This window comes from Streptomyces sp. NPDC052052, assembly GCF_040680455.1.
Lineage (GTDB): Bacteria > Actinomycetota > Actinomycetes > Streptomycetales > Streptomycetaceae > Streptomyces.
Window position 1 is genome coordinate 57,130 of the sequence record NZ_JBFAWU010000006.1, and the last position, 20,588, is coordinate 77,717.

Below are 20,588 nucleotides of genomic sequence, written 5' to 3' on the forward strand. Positions count from 1 at the left end.
CGACGCCCGGACCGTACACCGCTCCACCCCGCACCACTGTCCCCCGCCCACCCTTCCGCACGCGCCGAGGAGCCGACGCATGACAGCATCACGCCTGACAGGCGAGCAACTCATCGATGACATGACCCCCGAGGAGAAGGACCGGGCCCGACGCGTCGAGTCCGTGCTGCCCGCCCTGCGCGACGCCGCAGCCGGGGCCGACGCCGCCGGGGAGTTCCCGCACGGTCACGTCGGCCTGCTCAGGGAGGCCGGCCTGCTGGGCCTGGTGGTACCCGAGGAGTACGGCGGCCTCGGCGGCGGACTGCGCGACCTCGCGGCAGCCACCTACGCCATGGGCACCGCCTGTCCGTCCACCGCGCTCGCCTTCTTCTTCCACAACACCAGTGCCTCGCGCGGCCTGCTGCCCCTGGAGGCGATCCGCGCGGGTCTGTTCGACGAAGGCGAGATCCCCGAGGTCACCGCGTTTGCCGAGCGGGTGCTGAAGGTGATGTCCGGCGGACAGTGGCTGGGCAACTTCGCCAGCGAGTCGGTCAAGAGCTCCGGAGCCAACATCTCCATCGCCACCACGGCCCGCCGCACCGAGGGCGGCTGGCGGCTCGACGGCGAGAAGTCCTTCGGCTGCGCCACCGGCGTCGCCGACGTCTACCTCGTCACCGCCCGCCTGGACGGGGTGGACGGCGTGGACGGACTCGCCCTCTTCCTCGTGCCGCGCGAGGCGCCCGGCGTGTCCTCCCGCCGGCCGTGGAACGGCATCGGCATGCGCGGCAGCGCCAATCACGGCATCCGCCTCGACGGTGTGATCGTGACGGACGACGACGCGCTGACCGTTCCCGGCGCCTTCACCCGGATGCTCCAGGTCAGCCGGGGCAGCTTCGTCGGCAACCAGCTCGCCATCGCCGCCGTGTACACGGGCGCCGCCCAGGCGGTCTACGACCACGCCCTGGACCGCCTCACCAGCAAGACCTTCGCCGACACCGGACGCCCCATTGCCTCCAGCCCCATGCACCAGGTACTGATCGGCGACATGACACAACGTCTGGAGACCGCGTACCTCTGGCTGCGCCGCCAGCTCGAACTGGAGACCTCCGAGCCGCCGTTGCGGCCCAAGCCGGAGGTGTTCCGGCAATGGCGGCTGGGCAAGGGTTCCGTCACCGAGGCGTGCTTCGACGTGGCGCTCGGCGCGCTCAAGGCGTGCGGCACCTCCGGGGCCACCCTCGACGGGCTCATCGGCCGGACCCTGCGCGACCTCGCCATGGGACTGGTGATGACCTTCCCCGCGGAGCGCGGACGCCTGGAGGCCGCCAAGATGGCCTCCGACGACCGGGCCAACGCACTGTTCGCGACGGTGGAGAGCGGTCGATGACCACGTCCTTCGTCCCCGGGCCGGTCGCCGACCTCGTCGACGGACGACCGGGGGACTGCCCGCCGCTGCCGGGCGGCCCGCACCGGCAGAACCCCTTCACCGGCGAGGACCTCGACCCGGTGCGCGCCAGCACCGACACCCGGGCGGACGCCGCCCTGGACGCCGCGGACCGGGTGCACCGATCCGGCGTCTGGGCCACGCTGCCCGACGCCGACCGGGCCGACGCCCTCGACGCGGCCGCCGACGCGGTGGAGGCCCGCGCCGGGGACATCACCCTGGCCGATTCCTTCGGCAGCGGGGTGCCGCACACCCAGACCGCGGTCCTGGGTGTCATCCTCGGCGGCGCCTTCCGGCTGGCCGCCGCCCGGCTGCGGGACTCGGTGCTGCGCACCACCGCCACCCGCCCCGACGGCCGCACCGTCACCGTGCGGCGGGAGGCGCTCGGCCCCGCCCTGTGCGTCGTCCCCTACAACGCACCTGCCCCGATGGCCGCCCACAAGGCGGCCTCCGCTCTGGCGGCCGGCTGCCCCGTGCTGGTGAAGGCCCCGGAGATCAACCCCTACGGAACCCAGCTGCTGGTGGAGGCCGCAACCGCGGGGCTCACCGGCGCCGGCGCGCCGCCCGCCGTGCTGCAGCTCCTGCACGGCGACGCCGCCATCGGCGCCCGGCTGGTCGCCGACGACCGGGTGCGCGCGGTCTCCTTCACCGGCGGCACCGCAGCCGGACGTGAAGTCGGCGCCGCCTGCGGACACGCCCTGAAACCCGCGCAGCTCGAACTGGGCGGCAACAACGCCCTGGTGGTCATGGAAGACGCCGACACCGCCACCGCCGCGCGGATCGCCGCCGAACTGCTCACCACCCTCAACGGCCAGTGGTGCCGCGCCCTCGGGCGCCTCGTCGTGCCGGCCGCCCGCCAGGCCGAACTCGTCGATGCCATCGGCGAGGTGCTGGCCGGGTTGCGGACCGGGGACCCGCTCGACCCCGCGACCGGATACGGGCCGCTCGCCCACGCCCGGCACCGGGACTCGGCCCGCGCCGCGGTCGCCGCGCTCACCCGCCGCGGCGCCAAGGAACACGCCTTCACCCCGGTCCCGGACCAGGGCAACTGGCTGGCCCCGCTGCTGCTCACCGGCGCCCCCGAGGAACACGCCAGGGAGGAGATCTTCGGCCCGGTGGCGACCGTCCACCCCTACGAGGACCTCGACGAGGCCATCGCCCTGGCGAACGCCACCGGCTACGGCCTGGAGGCCTACGTCACCGGACAGGACGAGGAGGCCGCCCTCGCCGCGGCCGCCCGGATCCGGGCCGGGGAGGTCAAGGTCAACGGCTCCTCGGTGCTCAGCCTCCACATGGACACCCCCCGCCCCGCCTGGGGCCTGTCCGGCCTGGTCGACGAGGGCACCGACGAGACCATGCTGCACTTCACCGGGAGCCGGGTCACCGGCGTCGAGGGAGGCTTCGCCCTGCACACCGCCACCGGACCCGACGGAGGCACTCGATGAGCGCCCCGGCCGGACGGGCGGCCCCCGCCGCGCCGGTACTCGTGGCAGGCGCCGGCCCGGTCGGGCTCAGCGCCGCGCTGGTGCTGGCTCGCGCCGGAGTACCCGTCACCGTCCTGGAGGCGGGCGCCGAACTCGCCGCCGAGTCCCGGGCCTCGACCTTCCACCCGCCGACCCTGGAGATGCTGGACGGTCTCGGCGTGGTCGAGCAGCTGCTGTCCCGGGGACTGATCGCCCGCACCTTCCAGTACCGCGACCGCCGCACCGGACCGGTCGCCGAACTCGACCTCGCCGTCCTCGGCGACGACACTCCGTACCCGTACCGGGTGCAGTGCGAACAGAGCAAACTGACACCCCTGCTGGCCCGCGCGCTGGCCGAACTTCCCGGAACCGAGGTGCGCTTCGGATGCCGGGTGGCCGAAGTCCGCCAGGACGAAGCCTCGGTCACCGCCGTCCTCGACGACGGCCGGACCGTGCGTGGCAGCCACCTGGTGGCCGCCGACGGGGCCCACTCCGCCGTACGACGCTCGCTGGGCGTCGGCTTCGACGGCATGACCTACCCCGAACGCTTCCTCGTCGCCTCCCTCGACGAGGACCTCACCGACGAACTGCCCGACCTGGCGCCGATCGCCTATGTGATGGACCCCGACGAGTGGCTCGTGCTGCTGCGCACCCCGGACCACTGGCGGATCCTCCTGCCCACCCCCGAGGGCACCTCGGACGAGTCCGAACTGGCCCGTCTGGAGCAACGGTTGGCGCAGCTCCGGGCCGACATGGGCGCGGACCGTCACTGGCGGGTCGCGCACGCCAGCCTCTACCGGGTGCACCAACGGGTCGCCGCCGGCTTCCGGCAGGGCCGGGTGCTGCTGTGCGGCGACGCCGCCCACGTCAACAACCCGCTCGGCGGCATGGGCATGAACAGCGGCATCCACGACGCGGTCCTCCTCGGCGCCGCCCTGGCGGCGCTGGTCAACGGCGAGCCCGGTGCAAACGCCGCGCTCGACGCGGCCGCCGAGGACCGCCGGGCCTGCGCCCTCACCTACGTCGGCGCGCAGACCCACCGCAACTGGGAACGGCTACGGGTCCGCGACCCCGAGGCCCGTGCGTCACTGCTGGCCGAACTGCGTGCCACCGCCGCGGATCCCACCCGTGCGCGCAGCGCCCTGCTGCGCAGCTCGATGATCGCCTCGCTGCGCCCCGTCTCCTGAGCGGTGCGCGGCGCCCGCCCGAGGAGAGCTGAGCCCGTGGCCGACCACGAACTGATCCACCGTCATAATCCTTCCCGATCAGCCGAACTGGTCGGCTCGGTCCCGCTCGCGCGGGACGCCGACGTCCGGCGGTCGGTGGCCACGGCCGGTCCGGCCGCCCGGTCCTGGGCGGCGGAACCCGCCGCCGCGCGCGCCGAGGCGCTGCGCGGCGCCGCCGCCGATCTGGAACGCCGGGCCGCCGACGCGGCCGTCCTGCTGGCCCGTGAGTCCGGCAAGCCCCTTGCCGACTGCCGGGGTGAGCTGGCCTTCTCCGCGGCCGTACTGCGCTGGTACGCGGATACTGCCCCGGAGCTGCTCGCCGACCATGAGGTGGACGACGGGCAGGGCCGCCTGAGGGTGCGCAGACGCCCCTACGGCCCGGTCGCGGCGCTCACCCCGTGGAACGCGCCGGTGGTGCTCACCGTGCTCAAACTCGCCCCCGCCCTGGCAGCCGGGAACGCCCTGCTGGTCAAGCCCTCCCCGCTGGCCCCGCTGGCCCTGGACGGCCTGCTGCGGGCCCTGTCCGACTGCTTCCCACCGGGCCTGCTGCACGTCCTGCACGGCCACGAGGCGACCGCCGCCGCCCTGGTGGGCGATCCCGGCGTGTTCAAGGTGGCGTTCACCGGCGGGGAACGGGCCGGCCGCGCGGTCGGCGCGCTCGCCGCGGCGGCGCTCACCCCGACGACCATGGAACTGGGCGGCAACGACCCGGCGATCCTGCTGGACGATGCGGCGCTCACCGACGAGGCCATGGACCGGCTGGTGATGGCCTGCCTGGCCACCGCCGGACAGGTGTGCATGGCGGTGAAACGCGTCTACGTCCCCCGGCGCGCGCACGACCGCTTCACCGCCGCCTTCACCACGGCGGCCGACCGGGTCGTCCGGCTCGGCGACGCGCTGCACCCCGGGGTGACCGTGGGCCCGGTCATCACCGCGTCGGCCGCCGAACGGCTCACCGCGCTCACCGACGACGCGCTGCGCCGCGGCGCCCGGGCCACACCGCTCGGCACGGTCTGCCCGGACACCGACCTGTCGGCCGGCCACTTCGTCGCCCCACGCCTGCTCACCGGTCTCGGCGACGACGCCCCGGTGGTCCGCGAGGAGCAGTTCGGCCCCCTGGTCCCGGTGCTGCCCTACGACCGCGAGGACGAGGTGGTCGACCGGGCCAACGCCGGCGAACTGGGCCTGGGCGCGTCGGTGTGGAGCGCCGACGAGGACCGCGCGTTCGCGTTCGCCGACCGGCTGGACGCCGGCTTCTGCTTCGTCAACACCCACAACCGCACCGGCATGTCCCTGCGGGCCCCCTTCGGTGGCGTCAAACGCAGCGGTCACGGCCGCGAGTACGGCGCGGAAGGACTGGCCGAGTACACGCAACCGTGCGTGGTGCACGCCCCCGCGGCCTTCCGCCCGGGCGGCGGCGGCATGGCGCCGGGCGCCTATCCGGTGCCGGGGGCCGCGGAAGCCGGGGCGTGATCGCGGCGCCGGACGCTCGCCCCATGCGTGGTGACAGCGGAATCCGGCGGTGGATAAATGCGTCGACAGCGTCCCCTCGTACGGGGCAAACTTGCCGCCCATGACGAGCAGTGAACTGTGGGGCCGCCAGGCCGCCGAACGCTACGACGCGCAGGAGACCGAAAGGTCCTCCGCAGCCGCTCTCGGACCGACTCTCGCCTTCCTCGCCGAGCTTGCCGGAGATGGCCGGGCCCTGGAGTTCGCCATCGGGACCGGCCGCGTGGGCGTCCCGCTCCGGGAACGCGGCGTGCCGGTCGTGGGCATCGAACTGTCCGCGCACATGGCGGCGGTGCTCCGGCGCAAGACCGACGAGGACACGCTGCCCGTGGCCCTCGGGGACATGGCCACCACCGTCGTTCCCGGCGAGTTCAGCCTGGTCTATCTCGTCTACAACACCATCACGAACCTGCTCACGCAGGACGAGCAGGTCGAGTGCTTCCGCAACGCCGCACGTCATCTGGAGCCCGGCGGCCGGTTCGTCATCGAGCTGGGCATTCCGCCCCTGCGGTTCCTGCCGCCCGGCCAGGTCGCGGTGCCGTTCGACCTTGCCGAACAGCATCTCGGCTTCGACACCTTCGACCTGGTCGAGCAGGTTCTCGTCTCGCACCACTTCACCCGCGAGGGCGACAACGGCCGCTACCGCCGCGGCAGCTCCCGGCACCGGTACGCCTGGCCGGCGGAACTCGACCTGATGGCACGGATCGCCGGACTCGAACTGGAACGTCGCGTCGAGGACTGGGACGGGACGCCGTTCACCCAGGACTCCACGCAGCACATCTCCGTATGGCGCAAGCCGGCCTGAGGCCGGCCCGCTGGTTGTCCGTGCGAGCCGTACCCATCCCGGAATCCTGTGGGGATTTCGGACCGCCGGCAGGTCATGTCCCGAGGCGAAGCCGAGTTCTCGCGGCGGACGTTCCCCGGCGGTCCCGGTGCAGGGCGATGTCCCCGGTGCCGGGACGGGCCACCCGCCCGGCACCGGGGACATCGATCAGGGTGCGCCGGTGACCGTCACGCCCGGGTCGGAGGCGTCGCCGATGTTCCACACGTAGTCGGCCGCGCCCGCGTCACCGAGCTGGGCCAGCAGGAAGCGACCGGCCCATCGCGCGGCGACCTCGATGCTCTCGCTCTGTGTCAGGGACTGCGCGGAGGTCTCGCTCTCGGCAGGCGACGGGCTCTGCACGTCCGTGATGCCGTAGTGGTTGACGCCCGCCACCCGCACGATCTGCCGAGGCGTGTTCAGCAGGTGGCTGTAGGTCTTCTCGGCGTCGGACTGTGGCGCGATGCCGTCCGCGGTGCCCTGCACCAGCTGCACCGGCACCTTGTTGTCGATGTCGGCGAAGATGCCGAGGAAACCGTTGTTGGTGCCGTAGAAGGACGCGGCCTTGACCTGGCTCGGCAGGCTGAAGCTCAGCGCGGGGCAGAAGACCAGGCTGCACGTGTCCTCGGCCGCGGCAAGCCCGGCGGCCCCGCCGAAGGAGTGCCCGAGCAGCACCAACTTGCCGCTGTCGATGCGCTTGTACAGCGGCGAGGAGGAGTTGTACTTCTCGTCCTTCATCCAGGTGACCGTCCTGGTCACCTGGTGCTCCGCCGCGTAGCGCTCGGTCTCGACGAACATCAGGCGGTAGTGGTTGGGCACGACGACCACGAAGCCCTGCGCGGCGATCGCGGAGGCGTACTGGGCGTAGTACGAGCGGTCGACCTTCGCGCCCTGGAGCAGCAGCGCCACCGGCAGGTCGGAGGCGCCGGACGGGTAGTAGATGTCGGCGTCGTCACCGCCGTAGGACGTCTGGTACATGGCGACGGTGGTCGCCGTGGACGCGGATGCCGGGGCGGGAACCGCGAACAGAGCGGCGACCAGGGCCAGCAGCGGGATCAGGAGACGTGCTCTTCGGTTTCTCACGGACTCTCCGATGAGGGGAGGGAACACGGGGGGTGTTCCTTGGTGGGAAACAGAGTTCCACTCAGAGGGACGCGGGCGCCAGAGGGTCGACCGTAAGCGGTGAAACTTTTGGATTGCCTGACGTCGCGAATGGCGCGCACCGGGCACATCGAGGGGAAGGCCTTGCGGGGGTGTCCTCTTGACAGTGCGTCAGAGTCTTCGCTGTCATCTCCCTCATCATCGGGAGCGGAACGGTGTTTCTACAGTGGAAACGGCGGCCGCCCCGTACTCGGAGGTCTCCATGCGTGTGCTGTCCCGCCTGAGAATCCTCGTTCCCGCTGTCGCGGCGGCCCTGTCGGCTCTCGCCGTCCCCTCGTCCGCCCAGGCGGACCAGGCCGTCACCTCGGCATCGACCACCGTCGACGTCCCCTGTGCCGCCTTCACCTACCACCCGGACGCGGACTGGTACTTCCCGTCCGGCACCCCCAAGGGCCTGATCTGGCTCCAGCACGGATTCGCCCGCTCCGGCGGCAACATGGCGGACCTCGCCACCCACTACGCGGCCGCCGGCTACCTGGTGTTCGTCCCGAGCCTGCCCAGCGCCGACATCTTCGGCTGCACCCTGCAGAACCTCGGCAACAACAAGCCGTTCCTGAACAACGTGGCCACCTGGTTCAGCGGGGCCGACGACTCGTCCGGCGCCCTCGCGACCAGCTATGCGCGCGCCGCGGCGAAGGCGGGCCGCAGCGGCACGCCGCTGCCCTCCTCGTTGCTGTTCTCCGGCCACTCCGCCGGCGGTGAGGCCGTGGAGTACGTCGCCCAGCGGCTGCACAGCGCCGCACCGACCACGTTCGCCCGCCTCAAGGGCCTCGTGCTGCTCGATCCGGTGAAGTCCGTGATCGGTGACAACACCGAGGCGTCACTGGCCGGGCTGTCGGCCACCTCGCTCCGGGTGCGCACGATCTCCTCGCCGCCCTACCTGTGCAACAGTGATGCGGCCGGTACCACCGCGCTCCAGGAGGCCTACCCCGACGCGTCCTTCGTCGGTGTGCGACTCACCACCGGATCGCACGTGGACGCCGAGGGTGCCAGCACCGACACGGTCGGATCGCTGGGCTGCGGTACCTCCCAGGCCAAGAACGTCACCGCACTGCAGACCCTGGCTGTCGGCTGGGCGGTGGACGCCTTCTCGGGCAGGACCACCGCGACCTACTATCCCGGCGGCGCCTCCTACGAGTCGCTCGTCGCGGCCGGCACCATCGAGACCCTCGCCGGCAGTGGCGACTGACGCGTGAGCGGGTGCCGCGAGCCCGGCTCGCGGCACCCCTGCCGTACTCGCCCCGGCTCAGGCCGCGTCCGGCTCCACATGGTCGACCACGGCCCGGTCCGCCAGGCGCGGACGCAGCCAGGACGCGAGCTCAAGATGGCGCGGATGGTTCTGATACGCGCTCAGCCCGGCCTCGTCGTCATGCCGGGTGATCATGCACAGGTGGTAGGACACCGCTGTGCCGACGACATCGAGGCCGAGGTCGATCGACCGTATCTCCGGGACCAGCGGGGCGAGTTCGGCCAGCCGGCGACGCGCCTCGGGCGCATCGTCCGGGTCTGCGAACCGCATCAGGACGACATGGGTGAGCACGGCTGGCCCTCCGGTATCCGATCGGGGAATCCCCCCTGTCGCGGGGGCGGTTGCGAGTGTATGTTTGGGAAACACTGTTCCGCTAGGGGAACCACAGGAGGATGCCATGGTCCGCGTCGCCGGCTCCGTACGGGTGGCCGCGGCCCAGTTCGCCGTGGGGGAGGACCGAGAGGCCAACCTCGCCGCCGTACTGCGCGCGATCGACGAGTCCGCCGCCCGCGGCGCTGAACTGGTCGTGCTTCCCGAGTTCTGCAACCACCTCTCCTGGTACCGCGACCGCACCCACGCACTGCGCGAGGCCTGTCGGCCGGCCGACCCGTTCCTGACGGCCGTCGCGCAAGCCGCCGCGAGGCATGGGATGTTCGTCAAGCTGCATGTCACCCTCGCCACCGAGGGTGTCGCCCCGGACCGCGACGACGGCATGCGGATCACCGCCGCGAGCCTGCTGTTCGGGCCCGACGGCGCACTCCTGGCACGCGCCGACAAGCAGACGCTGATGGGCAGCGAGAACGACCATCTCGACCCGGCCGACACCGCCGGACCCGTGATCGACACCCCGCTCGGCCGGTTCGGCCTGTACTCCTGCATGGAGGGGGTCATCAACGAGGTGTGCCGGGGGCTCGCCCTGCGCGGTGCCCAGGTACTGCTCAACAGCCTCAACTCCTTCGCCCTCGACGAGGCATCTCTTCACATACCGGTACGCGCCGCCGAGAACAAGGTCTGGGTCGTGGCCGCCAACAAGATCGGCCCTCTCATCCCGGAAAGCCACCTCGCTGCCGTGAGCGCGGGCCTCGGTGTCCCGCCCGAGGCGCTGCACGGAGCGGGGGAGAGTCAGATCGTCCGCCCCGACGGCAGCGTGGCGGCCCGGGCTCCCCGTACCGGGGAGACGGTCGTGGTCGCCGACATAGAGCCGGGCATCGCCGACGACAAGCGGCGCCCCGACGGCACCGACCTGTTCGCGGCCCGCCGGCCCTGGCTCTACGGCCCGATCGCGAACGAGCCACGCCCACCTGCCCCTTTCCCCTCGGAGCGCGCCGGGAGCGTCACCGCCGCGGTACTGCGCCCGTCCGGCCGGGGTGAGGCCGCGCTCCGCGACGCGGTCGCGCTCGTCGGCCGCGCCGCCGGGGACGGGGCACGGCTGATCGTGCTGCCCGAGCTCTTCCTCTGGCCCGACGGCGTCGTCCCCGGCGACGGCCCGGATCCCTCCCTGACGGCCGCCGCCCTGGACGCCCTGGCCGGTGCGCTGCGGGGGACCGGCGCCCTGGTCGCCTGCACCCTTCCCGAGGCCGGGGTGCACACCGGCTTCCTGCTCGGTGCGGACGGGCCGGTGCTGCGTGTCCCGCAACTCCACCCCAGCGCCCGGCACTCGGGCTGGGCGGTCGAGAAGGCCGCCCCGCCCCTGACGCACGACGCCCCTTGGGGCCGCGTCGCCCTCGTCGTGGGGGACGACGCACTCCACCCGGAAACCTTCCGGCTGGCCGCGCTCGCCGGCGCGGACACCGCGGCTGTCTGCCACACCGGTACGGAGTCCTGGGAACACACCCTCGGCCTGCCCGAACGCTCCGCCGAGAACAGGATCAACGTGGTCGCAGCGGGACACGGCCAGGGAGCGATCCACGCGCTGCCCGCCGACTTCGGCCTCTGGCAGAGCCGCGAGGGCGGCTTCACCGGCCGGATCAGCCACCCCCTGACCACAGCTGCCGACGGCCCGCTCACCCTGGCCGCCGTCCACCCCGACCAGGCGGTCCGCCGACTGGTCTCCCGCCGCACCGACCTCGTCGACGGCCGGCCCTGGCGGCTGGCCGGCGCCCTCACCGCCCCGGACCCGGGCGCTCCGGAGCCCGGCTCCCGCACCACCCCTGGGTCTCGCACCACCTGACATCCGTCCGCCCCGCGCCCGATACCGGCACCACCGGGCACATGCCCCGCACCACGGGGCACGCCGCCCCGGCACCCGGCGCTCGCATCCGCCGCGGCGGCCCGTCGCCCGCCCGTCCACGTCGTACGCGACGGGCGGCGGGCCCCTCGTCACCCTCCCGTCCCAGTCATCCCCGAGGAGCGCCATGAGCGAGACTCTCAAGGCAGTGCAGGACATGACGGACACGGCGCCCGTCACCGACGTCACCGAGACCTTCCATCAGTGGCAGGAACTGCTCGCCGAACTCAAGGCGAAGATCGACGGGCGTTTCGAGCTCACCCGCGACCCCTCCACCCTCGCCCTCGATTCCTACGGCAACCCGCCGGAGAGTCCCGGCGGTTCCCTGGCCGCCTACAGCGGCCCCGAGGTCGACTGGATGGTCCATTCCTGGCTCGGCAACCCCACCCAGGGCTTCGCCAACCTCCACCTCACGGTGTGGCTCGGACCGCAGATCCGCGTCCCCCACCTCGCCGTCGCCCTGCTGTGCTGGCCCGGCGGCTGGTTCTTCCTGGACTCGGTGCCCCGCACCAACCTCCTCGCCGACGGCGACGCCTACGACCGCTACTACGCGCCGCTGGAAGAGGAGTGGCTGGAGGTCCGCGACAGCCACCCGAAGCTGGACTGGTTCACCAGCCGGGCCGGATTCATCCGGGCGAGCCTCTCGCCCACCGCGTACTGCTACTCCCTGCCGCGCGACGAGGAGCACATCGGCCTGGTGCGCCGGCTCACCCACGCCCATGTGGACCGCTGGCTGGGCTGGGTCGATGCCGCCGAGAGGGTCCCGGAGGAGGAGCGGGACACGCTCGCCGCCGCAGACCTCGCGACCCGGCGCAACATCGCCGAACGCGACCCCGCCAACGTCATGGGCGTGCGCTACTTCGGCCAGCAGACGACCGACCGTCTGGTGCGCGGCCTGTGGGGCGGCGACCGCGAACTGCCGAGGCCCCGATGACCGACTCCGTGGCGGACCCGACGGTCCGAGCGCTGTGGTGGGCGTGCCGGGTCCCCGGCCTGAAGGAACCCTTCGACACCGCCCACCTGCGCGTCTTCTACCCGGCCCGCCCCACCGGCTCGGACACCGAGCGACTGACCGGCGAGCTGCCCGCCGATCCGTCGGGCGCTCCCTACCCGGTGGTCCTGCTGCTGCCCGGCATCAACGTCGGCCAGGACGCCTACCGTTGGCTCGCCGTCGAACTCGCCCGCGCCGGGCTGGTCGCCGTCACCGCCGACCTGGTCGGCGAACTGTTCGCCGGCAGCTACGGCCTCACCCCCTCCGTCGACCTGGAGGCGGCCTCGCCCGCCGGCTGGGGTTCCCGTCCCACGAGCCCCCTGATCGGCGCGCTCCTGGGCGCCCTGGCCGAACTCGCCCGACGCCCCCCGCTCGACGGCCTGCTGGACCTCGACCGGGTGGCCCTCGGCGGCCACTCCGCCGGCGGCACCGTCGCCCTCCAGTCCGCCGCCCTGACGCCGGGTGTACGGGCGGTGTTCGCCTACGGCGCCCACACCCTGGTCGCCACCATGCTCGGCTGGCCGGAAGGCACCGTCCTGCCGGTAGGAGCGGGCCCGCCGGTGCTCCTGCTGTCCGGTGAGCACGACGGCGTCATCGCGGCCAGCGCAGATCGCTACGCCCACGACGATGCCGCCCACGACCCGGTGCTGCGCACCTTCCAGGAGGCGGTGCCCGACGCCGGCGGCGCCAGCGCATGGGCCCGGCTCGCCGGAGCCGGCCACTTCACCGCCTGCCACCCGCACGACCCCACCACGGCCCGCGGCTTCCTGGAGGACACCGGCGACGACCTGACCGCGCCGCGTCCCCTGCTCGGCCGGCTCGTCACCGAGTTCTGCGTGGCGAGGCTGCGCGACGACGCCGCCGCCGGCCGCCGCCTCGACGAACTGCTCAGTCCTCCGCACCCCGGACTGCTCGCTGTTCACCGCCGCTGACCCACACCACCTCGTACGACCCGAGGAGCGCTTCCCCGCCATGTTCAAGAACTTCTGGTACGCGGTCGAGTTCGTCGACCGCGTCGGCCGCAAGCCCGTCAAGGTGGTCTGTCTGGGCCAGAGCCTGGTCCTGTACCGGACCAAGGACGGCAAGCCCGTCGCTCTGTCCGACCTGTGCGCCCACCGCGGCGCCGCCCTCTCCGGCGGCACCCTCTCCGACGACTGCGTCGTCTGCCCCTACCACGGATGGAAGTTCGACCCCGAGGGGGCGTGCACGACCATCCCGGCGAACATGCCGGGCCGGGGCATCCCCAAGAAGGCCCGCGTCGACGCGTACCCGGTCTGTGAACGCTACGGATTCGTCTGGGTGTTCATGGGCGATCTGCCCGAGGAGGAGCGCCCGCCGATCCCGGTGTGGCCCGAGTTCGACGACCTGGTCGAGAACGGCGGCCGCTTCCGGGCGGTCACCGGGGAGTACCTGTGGAACTCCAACTACGAGCGGGTGCTGGAGAACGGCTGCGACATCGCCCACACCCCGTTCGTCCACGGCCGCGCCTTCGGCAACCCCGACCGGCCCGAGGTCGAGGAGTACACGGTCGAACAGCCCGACGAGTGGTCGGCGTTCGCGACCGTCGCCATGCACCCGCCGAGCGCGAAGGGGCTGTGGGCCAAGCTCTACGCCGACCGCCAGGCCCAGGGCAGGGAACGGCCGCCGGTGGTCACCACGGCCGGCTGGATGCTCCCCAACCTGATCAAGCTGCATGTGCGGCTGCCCTTCGGCAACATGATCATCTACGACACCAACATCCCGATCGACGAGACCACCACGCTCGTCAAGTGGATCGCCCTGCGCGACTTCTTCACCGGCTCCTGGGCCGATGCCAACGCCCGCAAGCGGGTGTACCGGATCTTCGGCCAGGACGCCCCCGTCGTCGACGCGACCCGGCCCGAACTCCTGCCCGCCGACCTCGGCGCCGAACTCCACCTGCGCTCCGACATGATCTCGGTGGCCTACCGCCGCCGGCGCCAGGAACTCGCCGCCAAGGGCTGGGCGGTGGGAGCCGCCGACCGCATCACCGGCGACGTGCCCGAACGCACCTCCACCGTGATCGCCTCGCCGGGACGCCGTGACATCCCCGAGTTCGCCCGTGCCTGGGAGCAGAAGGCGAACGGGTTCCACCCGACGGTGGAGAGCGCCGAACAGTCCGCCGAGCAACCGGAGAGCGAGTAACCGTCATGTCGCACACCACCGACCCCCAGAGCCCGCCCACCGCGCTGTCCCTGCGGATCCTGGACCGCCTCGTCGCCGAAACCGACGTCACCGAGATCGCCACCCCGTGGTCCGAACTCACCTCGAACGCCTTCCCCGGCCCGGCCGGCTCCGTCCGCTGTTTCACCGGCGAGGGTCAGGTGGCCGCCGTCGTCCACATCTCCCTCGTCGTCGCCCCCATCGGCCTCGACAGCCACATGGTGTTCGCGTTCGGCGCCGATGACGGCCCGCTGCCCCACTTCACCCTGGACGCCGTGCGCACCGGCGACATCCACGCCTTCCACCTCGACCTGGTGCAGCGCGCCGACCTGGCTCCCAACCGTGCCTACACCGAACAGGTCTACGTCCCCCTCACGGCCGCGTTCGAGAAGGCCGGAGAGGTCACCGGATTCACCGCGGCGCACATCACCCCCCGGCAGCGGGCCCTGATGTCCCCGTGGATGCTCGCCCATCGCGCGGACGCAGCCGCCTTCGCCGAGGTGGGCCCGCTCGCCGACACCTACCTCGACCACTGGCTCGCCCTCGCCGAGAACTTCCCCGCCGAGGCCGCCGACGAGGTCAAGGACTCCGGCCTCGCCGACCGGGACCACCGGATGCGGTCCCTGCTGTTCAGCCGCGAGGTCGACCCGGTCTGGGCCCAGGTCGACCGCCTCGTCGGCACCGACGTCGCGGACGGCCTGCGCTCCCTGCTGATCACCGGCCGCCCGGCCGTGGAGGAGACCCCGTGACCGAGAACCCCGCCCCGGCCGACGACGCCGGCCCCAGCGTCTGGCAGCAGCGCATCGCCGGCGAATGGCACGGCCGGCCCTCCCTGTTCGACGCCACCGGCACCTGGTGCGGCTACGAGGACATCCGCCGCTCCTCCGAGTACACCGACGGCGCCACCGTCTATCGCATGGACGGCGGCCTCGAAGGCGGCGGCCCGCTCGCCGGCCGGTTCCGGCTCGCCGCCCCGTTCGCCTTCGGCGTCACCGACGGCGACGACACCCGGGTCTACGTCGGCCCCGACTTCCACGGAAGCGGACAGCCCTACGGCACCTTCGTGGACGCCCGCTACTACGGGCCCGGCTGGCAGGTGGGTCTCAACACCTGGAACCACGTGCTGCCCGACGGCGAGACACAGGTCTACTCCTCGGTGCTCTACCAGGGCTGGACCGTCGTCGGCTGCTTCAACGGCGTCTACAAGCGCACCACCGACCACGACGAGAACCCCGCCACCCGCGAGGCGATCGCCGCCCACCTCGCCGCCGAGACCCGCTGCGGGCCCGTGCCGTGGATCCTGCCCACCAAGCAGGCCGGCGCGTTCACGGGGGAGTGCGAGGTGTGGGACGCCCAGCAGAAGCCCCTCGGAACCGTCCGCGTCGAGGACCGGCTCACCCCGCTGGACCTGCTGCGGACCGAGCACCACCTCACCTGGACCGGAAGCGGACTGGACCGCGAGGCCACCGTGGTGCGCCGCCGCGACGGCACCCGCGAGTTCTGGGAGGGACCCGGCGCCTGGGGCAACGCCCAGGCGTTCGGACGGGCCAACTTCCCCGTCTGGCACTTCGCGGACGGCCGCGCGCAGCGCGTCGTCGGCCGCGAGTACGCCCTCGACGCCACCCCCGGCATGAACGCGGGCGGCCGGCTCGCCGTGACCTACGAGATCTTCGACGGCCAGCTCCTCACCGCGGTCGTGCACGGCGTCCTCGACTGGAGCGCGCCATGACCGCCACTGGACCCGTCGTGGTCGTCACCGGCGGCACCCGCGGCATCGGTCACGGGCTGGCGCGCGCCTTCCTGGACCGGGGCTGCCGGGTCGCCCTGTGCGGACGCACCCCCGAAGCCGTCCAGGCGGCCGTGACCCACCTGGACGCCCCGCCGGACCGGCTGATCGGCCGGCCCGCCGACGTCACCGACCGCGACCAACTCGCCGCGCTGTGGAGAGCTGCCCTGGACGCGTTCGGCACGGTCGACGTGTGGATCAACAACGCGGGTACGACCACCGCCCGCCGACCGCTGTGGGAGCTGACCGAGAACGAGACAGGTGACGTCGTCGACGCCAACCTGATGGGCGTGGCGAACGGTTCGGCCGTCGCCGTGCAGGGCTTCCTCGAACTCGGCCGCGGCACCGTGTGGAACATGGAGGGCTTCGGTTCGGACGGCCGCCTGCTGCCCGGACTCGGCGCCTACGGCGCCACCAAGAGCGCCGTCACCTACCTCACCCGCGCCCTCGCCGCCGATCTCCGCACACACGCCGCCGCGGGACACCCGCACGACGTGCGGGCGATGGCCCTCTCGCCCGGCATGGTCGTCACCGACGTCCTCACCCACGGGTACAGCCCGCAGGAGTACGAGAAGGCCCGCAAGGTCTTCGACATCCTGGCCGACACCGTCGAGACCGTCACCCCCTGGCTCGCCGACCAGGTCCTGTCCGGCCGCACCCGCAACGGCGGCCGGGTGGCCTGGCTGACCAACCGCAAGGCCGCCGTGCGCTTCGCCACCGCACCCTTCCGCCGCCGCCACATCATGCCCGACCAGCCGGCAGGCGCACCGCCGTCGCAGGCGGACGGGGGAGAGGCGCCCGCGCGCCAGGACGAGGAGGCGACCCGATGAGCGACCTCGACTACCCGGTGTCGCTGGCTGTCGAGGACTTCGTCCCGGTGCTGCTGACCGCCGTCGCGGCGGCCCGCCTCGTCGCGCCCGCCGCCCGCACCGGCCGCGCCGGCCGCACGTGGGCCGCGGCCGGCGCCGCACTGATCGGCGCCGGAGGCCTGTCCAAGGCCGTGTGGAAACTGATCGTCGCCTTCGACGGTCCCGACATCCAGCCGCTCAACAAGGCACTGTTCCCCCTGTTGTCGGCCGGGTTCCTGCTCCTGGCCCTCGCCCTGCTGCGCCTGCCGCTGCCCGCCGCGCCGAGTATGGACGGCCGCACCCCGGACCGTTCCCGGCTGCCCTGGGTGTTCGCCGGGCTGTGGGCCGTGGCGGCCGCCGCCTCGGCGGCGTTCGCCTCCACGGTCCCCGTCATGATCCTCACCATCGCGGCCGTGACTGTGTGCGCCGTGCGGCTGATCCTCCTGGCACGCGCCGCCGGCGACACCCTGGCCGCCTCGGCGGCCGGGTTCTGGCTGCTGGGCATGTACGTCCTCGGCCCGCTCGCCTCACGCCCCGACCAGAGCGTGGCCCTCCAGTGGGTGGAGCAGTCCTGCAACACCCTCACCCAGGCCGCCGCGGTCCTGGCCGCCTGGCGGCTGGCCCCCGCGCTGACCGCCTCGGCCTCCGGCCCGGCGGCCCCCGACCCCGACTCCGACCCCCGGACGGTGACCCCATGACCGATGCCCTCGGCTGGCGCCGCAAATTCGGCGTGATCGCCCCGAGCACCAACACCATCGTGGAGCCCGACTTCTACCGGATGACCGTGCCCGGTGTCACGGCCCACTTCTCCCGGATCCACATCCGTGACCAGGGCATGGACGGCGACGCCGGCATGGAACGCCTCCTGGAACAGATCCGTGCCGAGATCGGCGGCGCCTGCGAGCGGGTCCTGACCTGCGAGCCGGACTACATGGTGATGGGCATGTCCGCCGAGACCTTCTGGGGCGGGGTGGAGGGAAACCGCGAGTTCATCAAGCAGATCCACGACATCACCGGACTGCAGGTGGCCACCGGCGCCGAGGCGTGCGAGCGGGCCCTGCGCCTCTTCGGCGCCCGCCGCATCGGGGTGGTGACGCCCTATCAGCCGGTCGGCGACGAGAACGTACGCCGCTTCTTCACCGAACTCGGCTTCGAGGTGGCCGGCATCACCGGGCTGCGCTGCCCCACCGCGGTGTCCATCGCCCATGTCACCGAGAAGGAACTGCGCGAGGCCCTGACCTCCCTCGCCGCCCTGCCCGGCGTCGACGCCCTCGTCCAGTGCGGCACCAACCTGTCGATGGTGCGGCTCGCCGACGAGGCCGAGCGATGGCTGGGCCTGCCCGTCATCGCGATCAACGCCGCCACCTGGTGGATGGCGCTGCGGGACAACGGCGTCACCGAACGCATCGAGGGGGCGGGCAGCCTGCTGCGCGACCACTGACCCGCCCGAGCACGGCCGTGGCGGCTGGGTGCCATGCGATCGGCTTCGTCTCGGGCCCAGGTGCCCGCGAGGCGGGAGCAGCCGGGGCCGGGGTACACGTCGCCGGCCCCGTCGGTGCACGGAGTGCGGCGGCGGGGCCGTGACTGTTGGGGCCTGAGCGTGCCTTTCAGTGGCGGAACTTGTCCTTGCCCTTCTCCACGGCCTGCTTCAGCATGCCCTTGGTCTTCTCGGCCCGCCCCTTGCTCTCCAGCTTTTCGTTGCCAACGGCCTTCCCGAGGGTTTCCTTGGCTTTCCCTTCGGCTATCTCACTGACGTTCTTGGTCTTCTTCCTGAAGCCCATGTCTGCTCCTTATGGGCCTTCGGTCACGTGCTATTCGGACGGTGGCAGCAATGTTCCGAGAGGTCCGAGATCCAGATTGAGGTCCTGCATCGACAGGTCGTATCGAGCGCAGAGTTCCACCATGCGTTCGTGCAGAATCATGAGTGTGGCGCCCAGCCGCTCCTCCTGTTCCTCGGTGAGGTCTCCGGCGTCGACCCGCTGCAGTGCCTGGCGTTCCATGAGCTGTCGCAGCAGCTCGACGATGGTGAGAACGAGCTTGATCAGGTCCCGTTCCACCGTGTCGGGGTCGGTGCTCACCCGGTGTGTGGCTCTCCGCGCCTGCGATCCCCTCGGCGGCAGGACGTCCTGCGGTGCGGCGGGCAGCAGCCGGAAGGCGCGGGCCGCCGCGTCGGCGACTTCGGCGGAGCGGTCGGCGGGCCTGCGGGTTTCATCGGTCATGGCTGCCTCGCAGCGGTGCGGGGGCGGGCCACGGGGAGGGGTTCTCCTTGCTGATGGAGACGATCAGCGCGCGCAGCGAGATGCGTACGAGATCGATTTCGGCGATCGAGAGCACGACGTCACCGGTGAGGACCACACCTCCGCTCAGCAGCCGGTCCAGCAGGTCGATCAGTGCGATCTGCCGGTCCGGCAGCGGCTCTTCCGCCAGGGCCGGCGGTCCGCCGCCCGCCGCCCTCATGGCGCTGCTCTCCTCAAGGGTTCGGCTTCGGCGGGCGTGGCGAAGGAGTAGGGCGCCCAGGGGCCCGTGACGTCGACCCGCACCCCCTGAAGCCCCTCGGCGGCCTGCATCACGGCGGTCCGGAACTGTTCGGCCTGCGCCAGCGGCACGAGGTAGGCGTCGTTGACGACGTTCTCTCCCGGCCCGCGGGCGAGTTCGCCCTGCTGGGGCCGGTGCTGGACCCGGTCAACGGCCACCTCGCGCGCCGCTTCCTCGACACGCCGGGCCGCCTGTTCGGCGTCGCGGTAGGCGTCGTCGCGGGCGTGGCGCTGCGCTCGGCGGTGGCTGAGATAGGCCCGTCCGGGGCTCAGGTCCGGCTCTGCGGACGGCTCCGCCGGGGTTCCGGTGGCCGCCGGCGCTTCGACGTAGATCTTGACGCCCCATTCCACCTGCGCGGCCAGGTCGGACAGTCGCTCGGCGAACGCCTCGCGGCGGGCATCGAGCATCTGCCTCACCCGCTCGTCGTCGAGATACACGGTGGCCAGCCGGAGCGGCAGGACGGTGGTGCGTGCGGCCAGCGCCTCGATCACTCGGTGATGGGCGCGGGCGACCGACTCCAGCCAGTCCAGGTCCTCGAGGTGTGCGCGCAGCGCGGCCTCCTGGAAGTCCTCGGCGGGCACCGGGCTGACGGCGACCACCACGTCACCGCGGTGCCCTGTACGCACCAGATGCACCGGCGCGTCCGCCACTCCGGCAAGCCCGGCCAACTCCTTCTCCAGCGCTCCGTCGGCGTCCTGCGTCACGGCGTAGGCGTAGGTGATGACCTCGGTCATGGCTCATCCCGCTCCTGCGGCTCGGCCCGTCTGGTGCGTGATCTACGTGGGGTGTGGTGGGCGGCAGGGCGGCTCTTCTCGTCCTCGGCCGGGGGCAGCTCACCGCCCGCGCGCATGGCCTCGATCTCGGCGCGAAGCCGTTTGTTCTCCTGGGCGAGTGAGTGGTAGCCGTCATCGGCGCGTGAGGACAGTGCAGGATCGTGCTCCCACCAGTCGATGCCCATCTCCTTCGCCTTGTCCACCGATGCGACCAGCAGGCGCAGCTTGATGGTGAGCAGTTCGATGTCCAGCAGGTTGATCTGGATATCGCCCGCGATGACGATCCCCTTGTCCAGGACCCGCTCCAGGATGTCGGCGAGATTGGCCGAGGAGCCCTGACCGCCGTACGGCGCGGCCCTGGACGGGTAGTCGCCCATCCTCCTGGCGACGGGTTGGTTC

Annotated in this window: 22 protein-coding genes; 15 read left to right on the forward strand and 7 right to left on the reverse strand. The window is 72.4% G+C overall.

All coding sequences use genetic code 11. From position 1 onward, the window contains the following. Positions 1–79 precede the first annotated feature (79 nt). From AB0L71_RS09035 to AB0L71_RS09055, 5 genes are all read left to right on the forward strand, one after another. The gene (locus AB0L71_RS09035; protein ID WP_365239917.1) at positions 80–1,363 is read left to right on the forward strand and encodes an acyl-CoA dehydrogenase family protein; all 1,284 of its coding nucleotides are present in this window, start codon (positions 80–82) and stop codon (positions 1,361–1,363) included. Next, a complete protein-coding gene (locus tag AB0L71_RS09040) occupies positions 1,360–2,865 on the forward strand; it encodes an aldehyde dehydrogenase (RefSeq protein WP_365239919.1) in 1,506 nt (501 codons plus the stop codon). Before AB0L71_RS09035 ends, AB0L71_RS09040 begins: the two co-directional genes overlap by 4 nt. Further along, positions 2,862–4,070 (forward strand): NAD(P)/FAD-dependent oxidoreductase, encoded by a 1,209-nt coding sequence (locus tag AB0L71_RS09045; protein ID WP_365239921.1) that lies wholly within the window; start codon positions 2,862–2,864, stop codon positions 4,068–4,070. The genes AB0L71_RS09040 and AB0L71_RS09045 overlap by 4 nt, the downstream gene beginning before the upstream one ends. Before the next feature lie 36 nt (positions 4,071–4,106). Further along, positions 4,107–5,582, forward strand: a complete 1,476-nt coding sequence (locus tag AB0L71_RS09050) for an aldehyde dehydrogenase family protein (RefSeq protein WP_365239923.1) — start codon at positions 4,107–4,109, stop codon at positions 5,580–5,582. A 100-nt stretch (positions 5,583–5,682) separates the two neighbouring features. Continuing rightward, positions 5,683–6,423 carry a class I SAM-dependent methyltransferase gene (locus AB0L71_RS09055; RefSeq protein ID WP_365239924.1) on the forward strand — a complete coding sequence of 247 codons (741 nt, stop codon included), beginning with the start codon at positions 5,683–5,685 and terminating at the stop codon, positions 6,421–6,423. A gap of 186 nt (positions 6,424–6,609) precedes the next feature. Here AB0L71_RS09055 and AB0L71_RS09060 read toward each other — a convergent pair whose 3' ends face one another. Next, positions 6,610–7,521, reverse strand: a complete 912-nt coding sequence (locus AB0L71_RS09060; protein WP_365239926.1) for a dienelactone hydrolase family protein — start codon at positions 7,519–7,521, stop codon at positions 6,610–6,612. A gap of 280 nt (positions 7,522–7,801) precedes the next feature. Here AB0L71_RS09060 and AB0L71_RS09065 point away from each other — a divergent pair, with 280 nt between their 5' ends. Further along, positions 7,802–8,788, forward strand: coding sequence for a hypothetical protein (locus AB0L71_RS09065; protein WP_365239928.1), 987 nt, complete (start codon positions 7,802–7,804; stop codon positions 8,786–8,788). Positions 8,789–8,845: 57 nt separating this feature from the next. Here the strand turns inward: AB0L71_RS09065 and AB0L71_RS09070 are convergent, their stop codons facing one another. Continuing rightward, positions 8,846–9,139 (reverse strand): Dabb family protein, encoded by a 294-nt coding sequence (locus tag AB0L71_RS09070; RefSeq protein ID WP_365239931.1) that lies wholly within the window; start codon positions 9,137–9,139, stop codon positions 8,846–8,848. Between the two features lie 106 nt (positions 9,140–9,245). Between AB0L71_RS09070 and AB0L71_RS09075 the strand changes: the two genes are divergently transcribed. From AB0L71_RS09075 to AB0L71_RS09115, 9 genes are all read left to right on the forward strand, one after another. After that, positions 9,246–11,018, forward strand: a complete 1,773-nt coding sequence (locus tag AB0L71_RS09075; RefSeq protein WP_365239933.1) for a nitrilase-related carbon-nitrogen hydrolase — start codon at positions 9,246–9,248, stop codon at positions 11,016–11,018. A gap of 184 nt (positions 11,019–11,202) precedes the next feature. Then, on the forward strand, positions 11,203–12,009 hold the full coding sequence (locus tag AB0L71_RS09080) for a hypothetical protein (RefSeq protein WP_365239935.1): 807 nt from the start codon (positions 11,203–11,205) through the stop codon (positions 12,007–12,009). Further along, positions 12,006–12,998 carry a hypothetical protein gene (locus AB0L71_RS09085; protein ID WP_365239937.1) on the forward strand — a complete coding sequence of 331 codons (993 nt, stop codon included), beginning with the start codon at positions 12,006–12,008 and terminating at the stop codon, positions 12,996–12,998. Before AB0L71_RS09080 ends, AB0L71_RS09085 begins: the two co-directional genes overlap by 4 nt. A gap of 40 nt (positions 12,999–13,038) precedes the next feature. Continuing rightward, positions 13,039–14,229: an aromatic ring-hydroxylating dioxygenase subunit alpha gene (locus AB0L71_RS09090; protein WP_365239939.1), complete on the forward strand. Its 1,191-nt coding sequence runs from the start codon at positions 13,039–13,041 to the stop codon at positions 14,227–14,229. Positions 14,230–14,234: 5 nt separating this feature from the next. Further along, positions 14,235–14,996, forward strand: a complete 762-nt coding sequence (locus AB0L71_RS09095; protein WP_365239941.1) for a hypothetical protein — start codon at positions 14,235–14,237, stop codon at positions 14,994–14,996. Continuing rightward, complete coding sequence (locus AB0L71_RS09100) at positions 14,993–15,976, forward strand: hypothetical protein (protein ID WP_365239943.1); 984 nt, start codon at positions 14,993–14,995, stop codon at positions 15,974–15,976. The genes AB0L71_RS09095 and AB0L71_RS09100 overlap by 4 nt, the downstream gene beginning before the upstream one ends. Further along, entirely contained in the window at positions 15,973–16,863 is an 891-nt protein-coding gene (locus AB0L71_RS09105; RefSeq protein ID WP_365239946.1) for an SDR family NAD(P)-dependent oxidoreductase, read from the forward strand. The genes AB0L71_RS09100 and AB0L71_RS09105 overlap by 4 nt, the downstream gene beginning before the upstream one ends. Further along, the gene (locus tag AB0L71_RS09110) at positions 16,860–17,579 is read left to right on the forward strand and encodes a hypothetical protein (protein ID WP_365239948.1); all 720 of its coding nucleotides are present in this window, start codon (positions 16,860–16,862) and stop codon (positions 17,577–17,579) included. Before AB0L71_RS09105 ends, AB0L71_RS09110 begins: the two co-directional genes overlap by 4 nt. Continuing rightward, positions 17,576–18,322 (forward strand): arylmalonate decarboxylase, encoded by a 747-nt coding sequence (locus AB0L71_RS09115; protein ID WP_365239950.1) that lies wholly within the window; start codon positions 17,576–17,578, stop codon positions 18,320–18,322. Before AB0L71_RS09110 ends, AB0L71_RS09115 begins: the two co-directional genes overlap by 4 nt. A gap of 166 nt (positions 18,323–18,488) precedes the next feature. On the opposite strand, the gene AB0L71_RS09120 is transcribed toward AB0L71_RS09115, so the two are convergent. The 5 genes from AB0L71_RS09120 to AB0L71_RS09140 are packed head-to-tail and all read right to left on the reverse strand — an operon-like array spanning position 18,489 to position 20,566. Then, positions 18,489–18,662 carry a CsbD family protein gene (locus AB0L71_RS09120; RefSeq protein WP_365239952.1) on the reverse strand — a complete coding sequence of 58 codons (174 nt, stop codon included), beginning with the start codon at positions 18,660–18,662 and terminating at the stop codon, positions 18,489–18,491. Positions 18,663–18,692: 30 nt separating this feature from the next. Further along, positions 18,693–19,100: a gas vesicle protein K gene (locus AB0L71_RS09125; protein ID WP_365239954.1), complete on the reverse strand. Its 408-nt coding sequence runs from the start codon at positions 19,098–19,100 to the stop codon at positions 18,693–18,695. Next, entirely contained in the window at positions 19,090–19,338 is a 249-nt protein-coding gene (locus AB0L71_RS09130; protein WP_365239956.1) for a gas vesicle protein, read from the reverse strand. Before AB0L71_RS09130 ends, AB0L71_RS09125 begins: the two co-directional genes overlap by 11 nt. After that, positions 19,335–20,150, reverse strand: coding sequence for a GvpL/GvpF family gas vesicle protein (locus AB0L71_RS09135; protein ID WP_365239958.1), 816 nt, complete (start codon positions 20,148–20,150; stop codon positions 19,335–19,337). Before AB0L71_RS09135 ends, AB0L71_RS09130 begins: the two co-directional genes overlap by 4 nt. Further along, complete coding sequence (locus AB0L71_RS09140; protein WP_365240367.1) at positions 20,147–20,566, reverse strand: gas vesicle protein; 420 nt, start codon at positions 20,564–20,566, stop codon at positions 20,147–20,149. The genes AB0L71_RS09135 and AB0L71_RS09140 overlap by 4 nt, the downstream gene beginning before the upstream one ends. Positions 20,567–20,588: the final 22 nt, after the last annotated feature.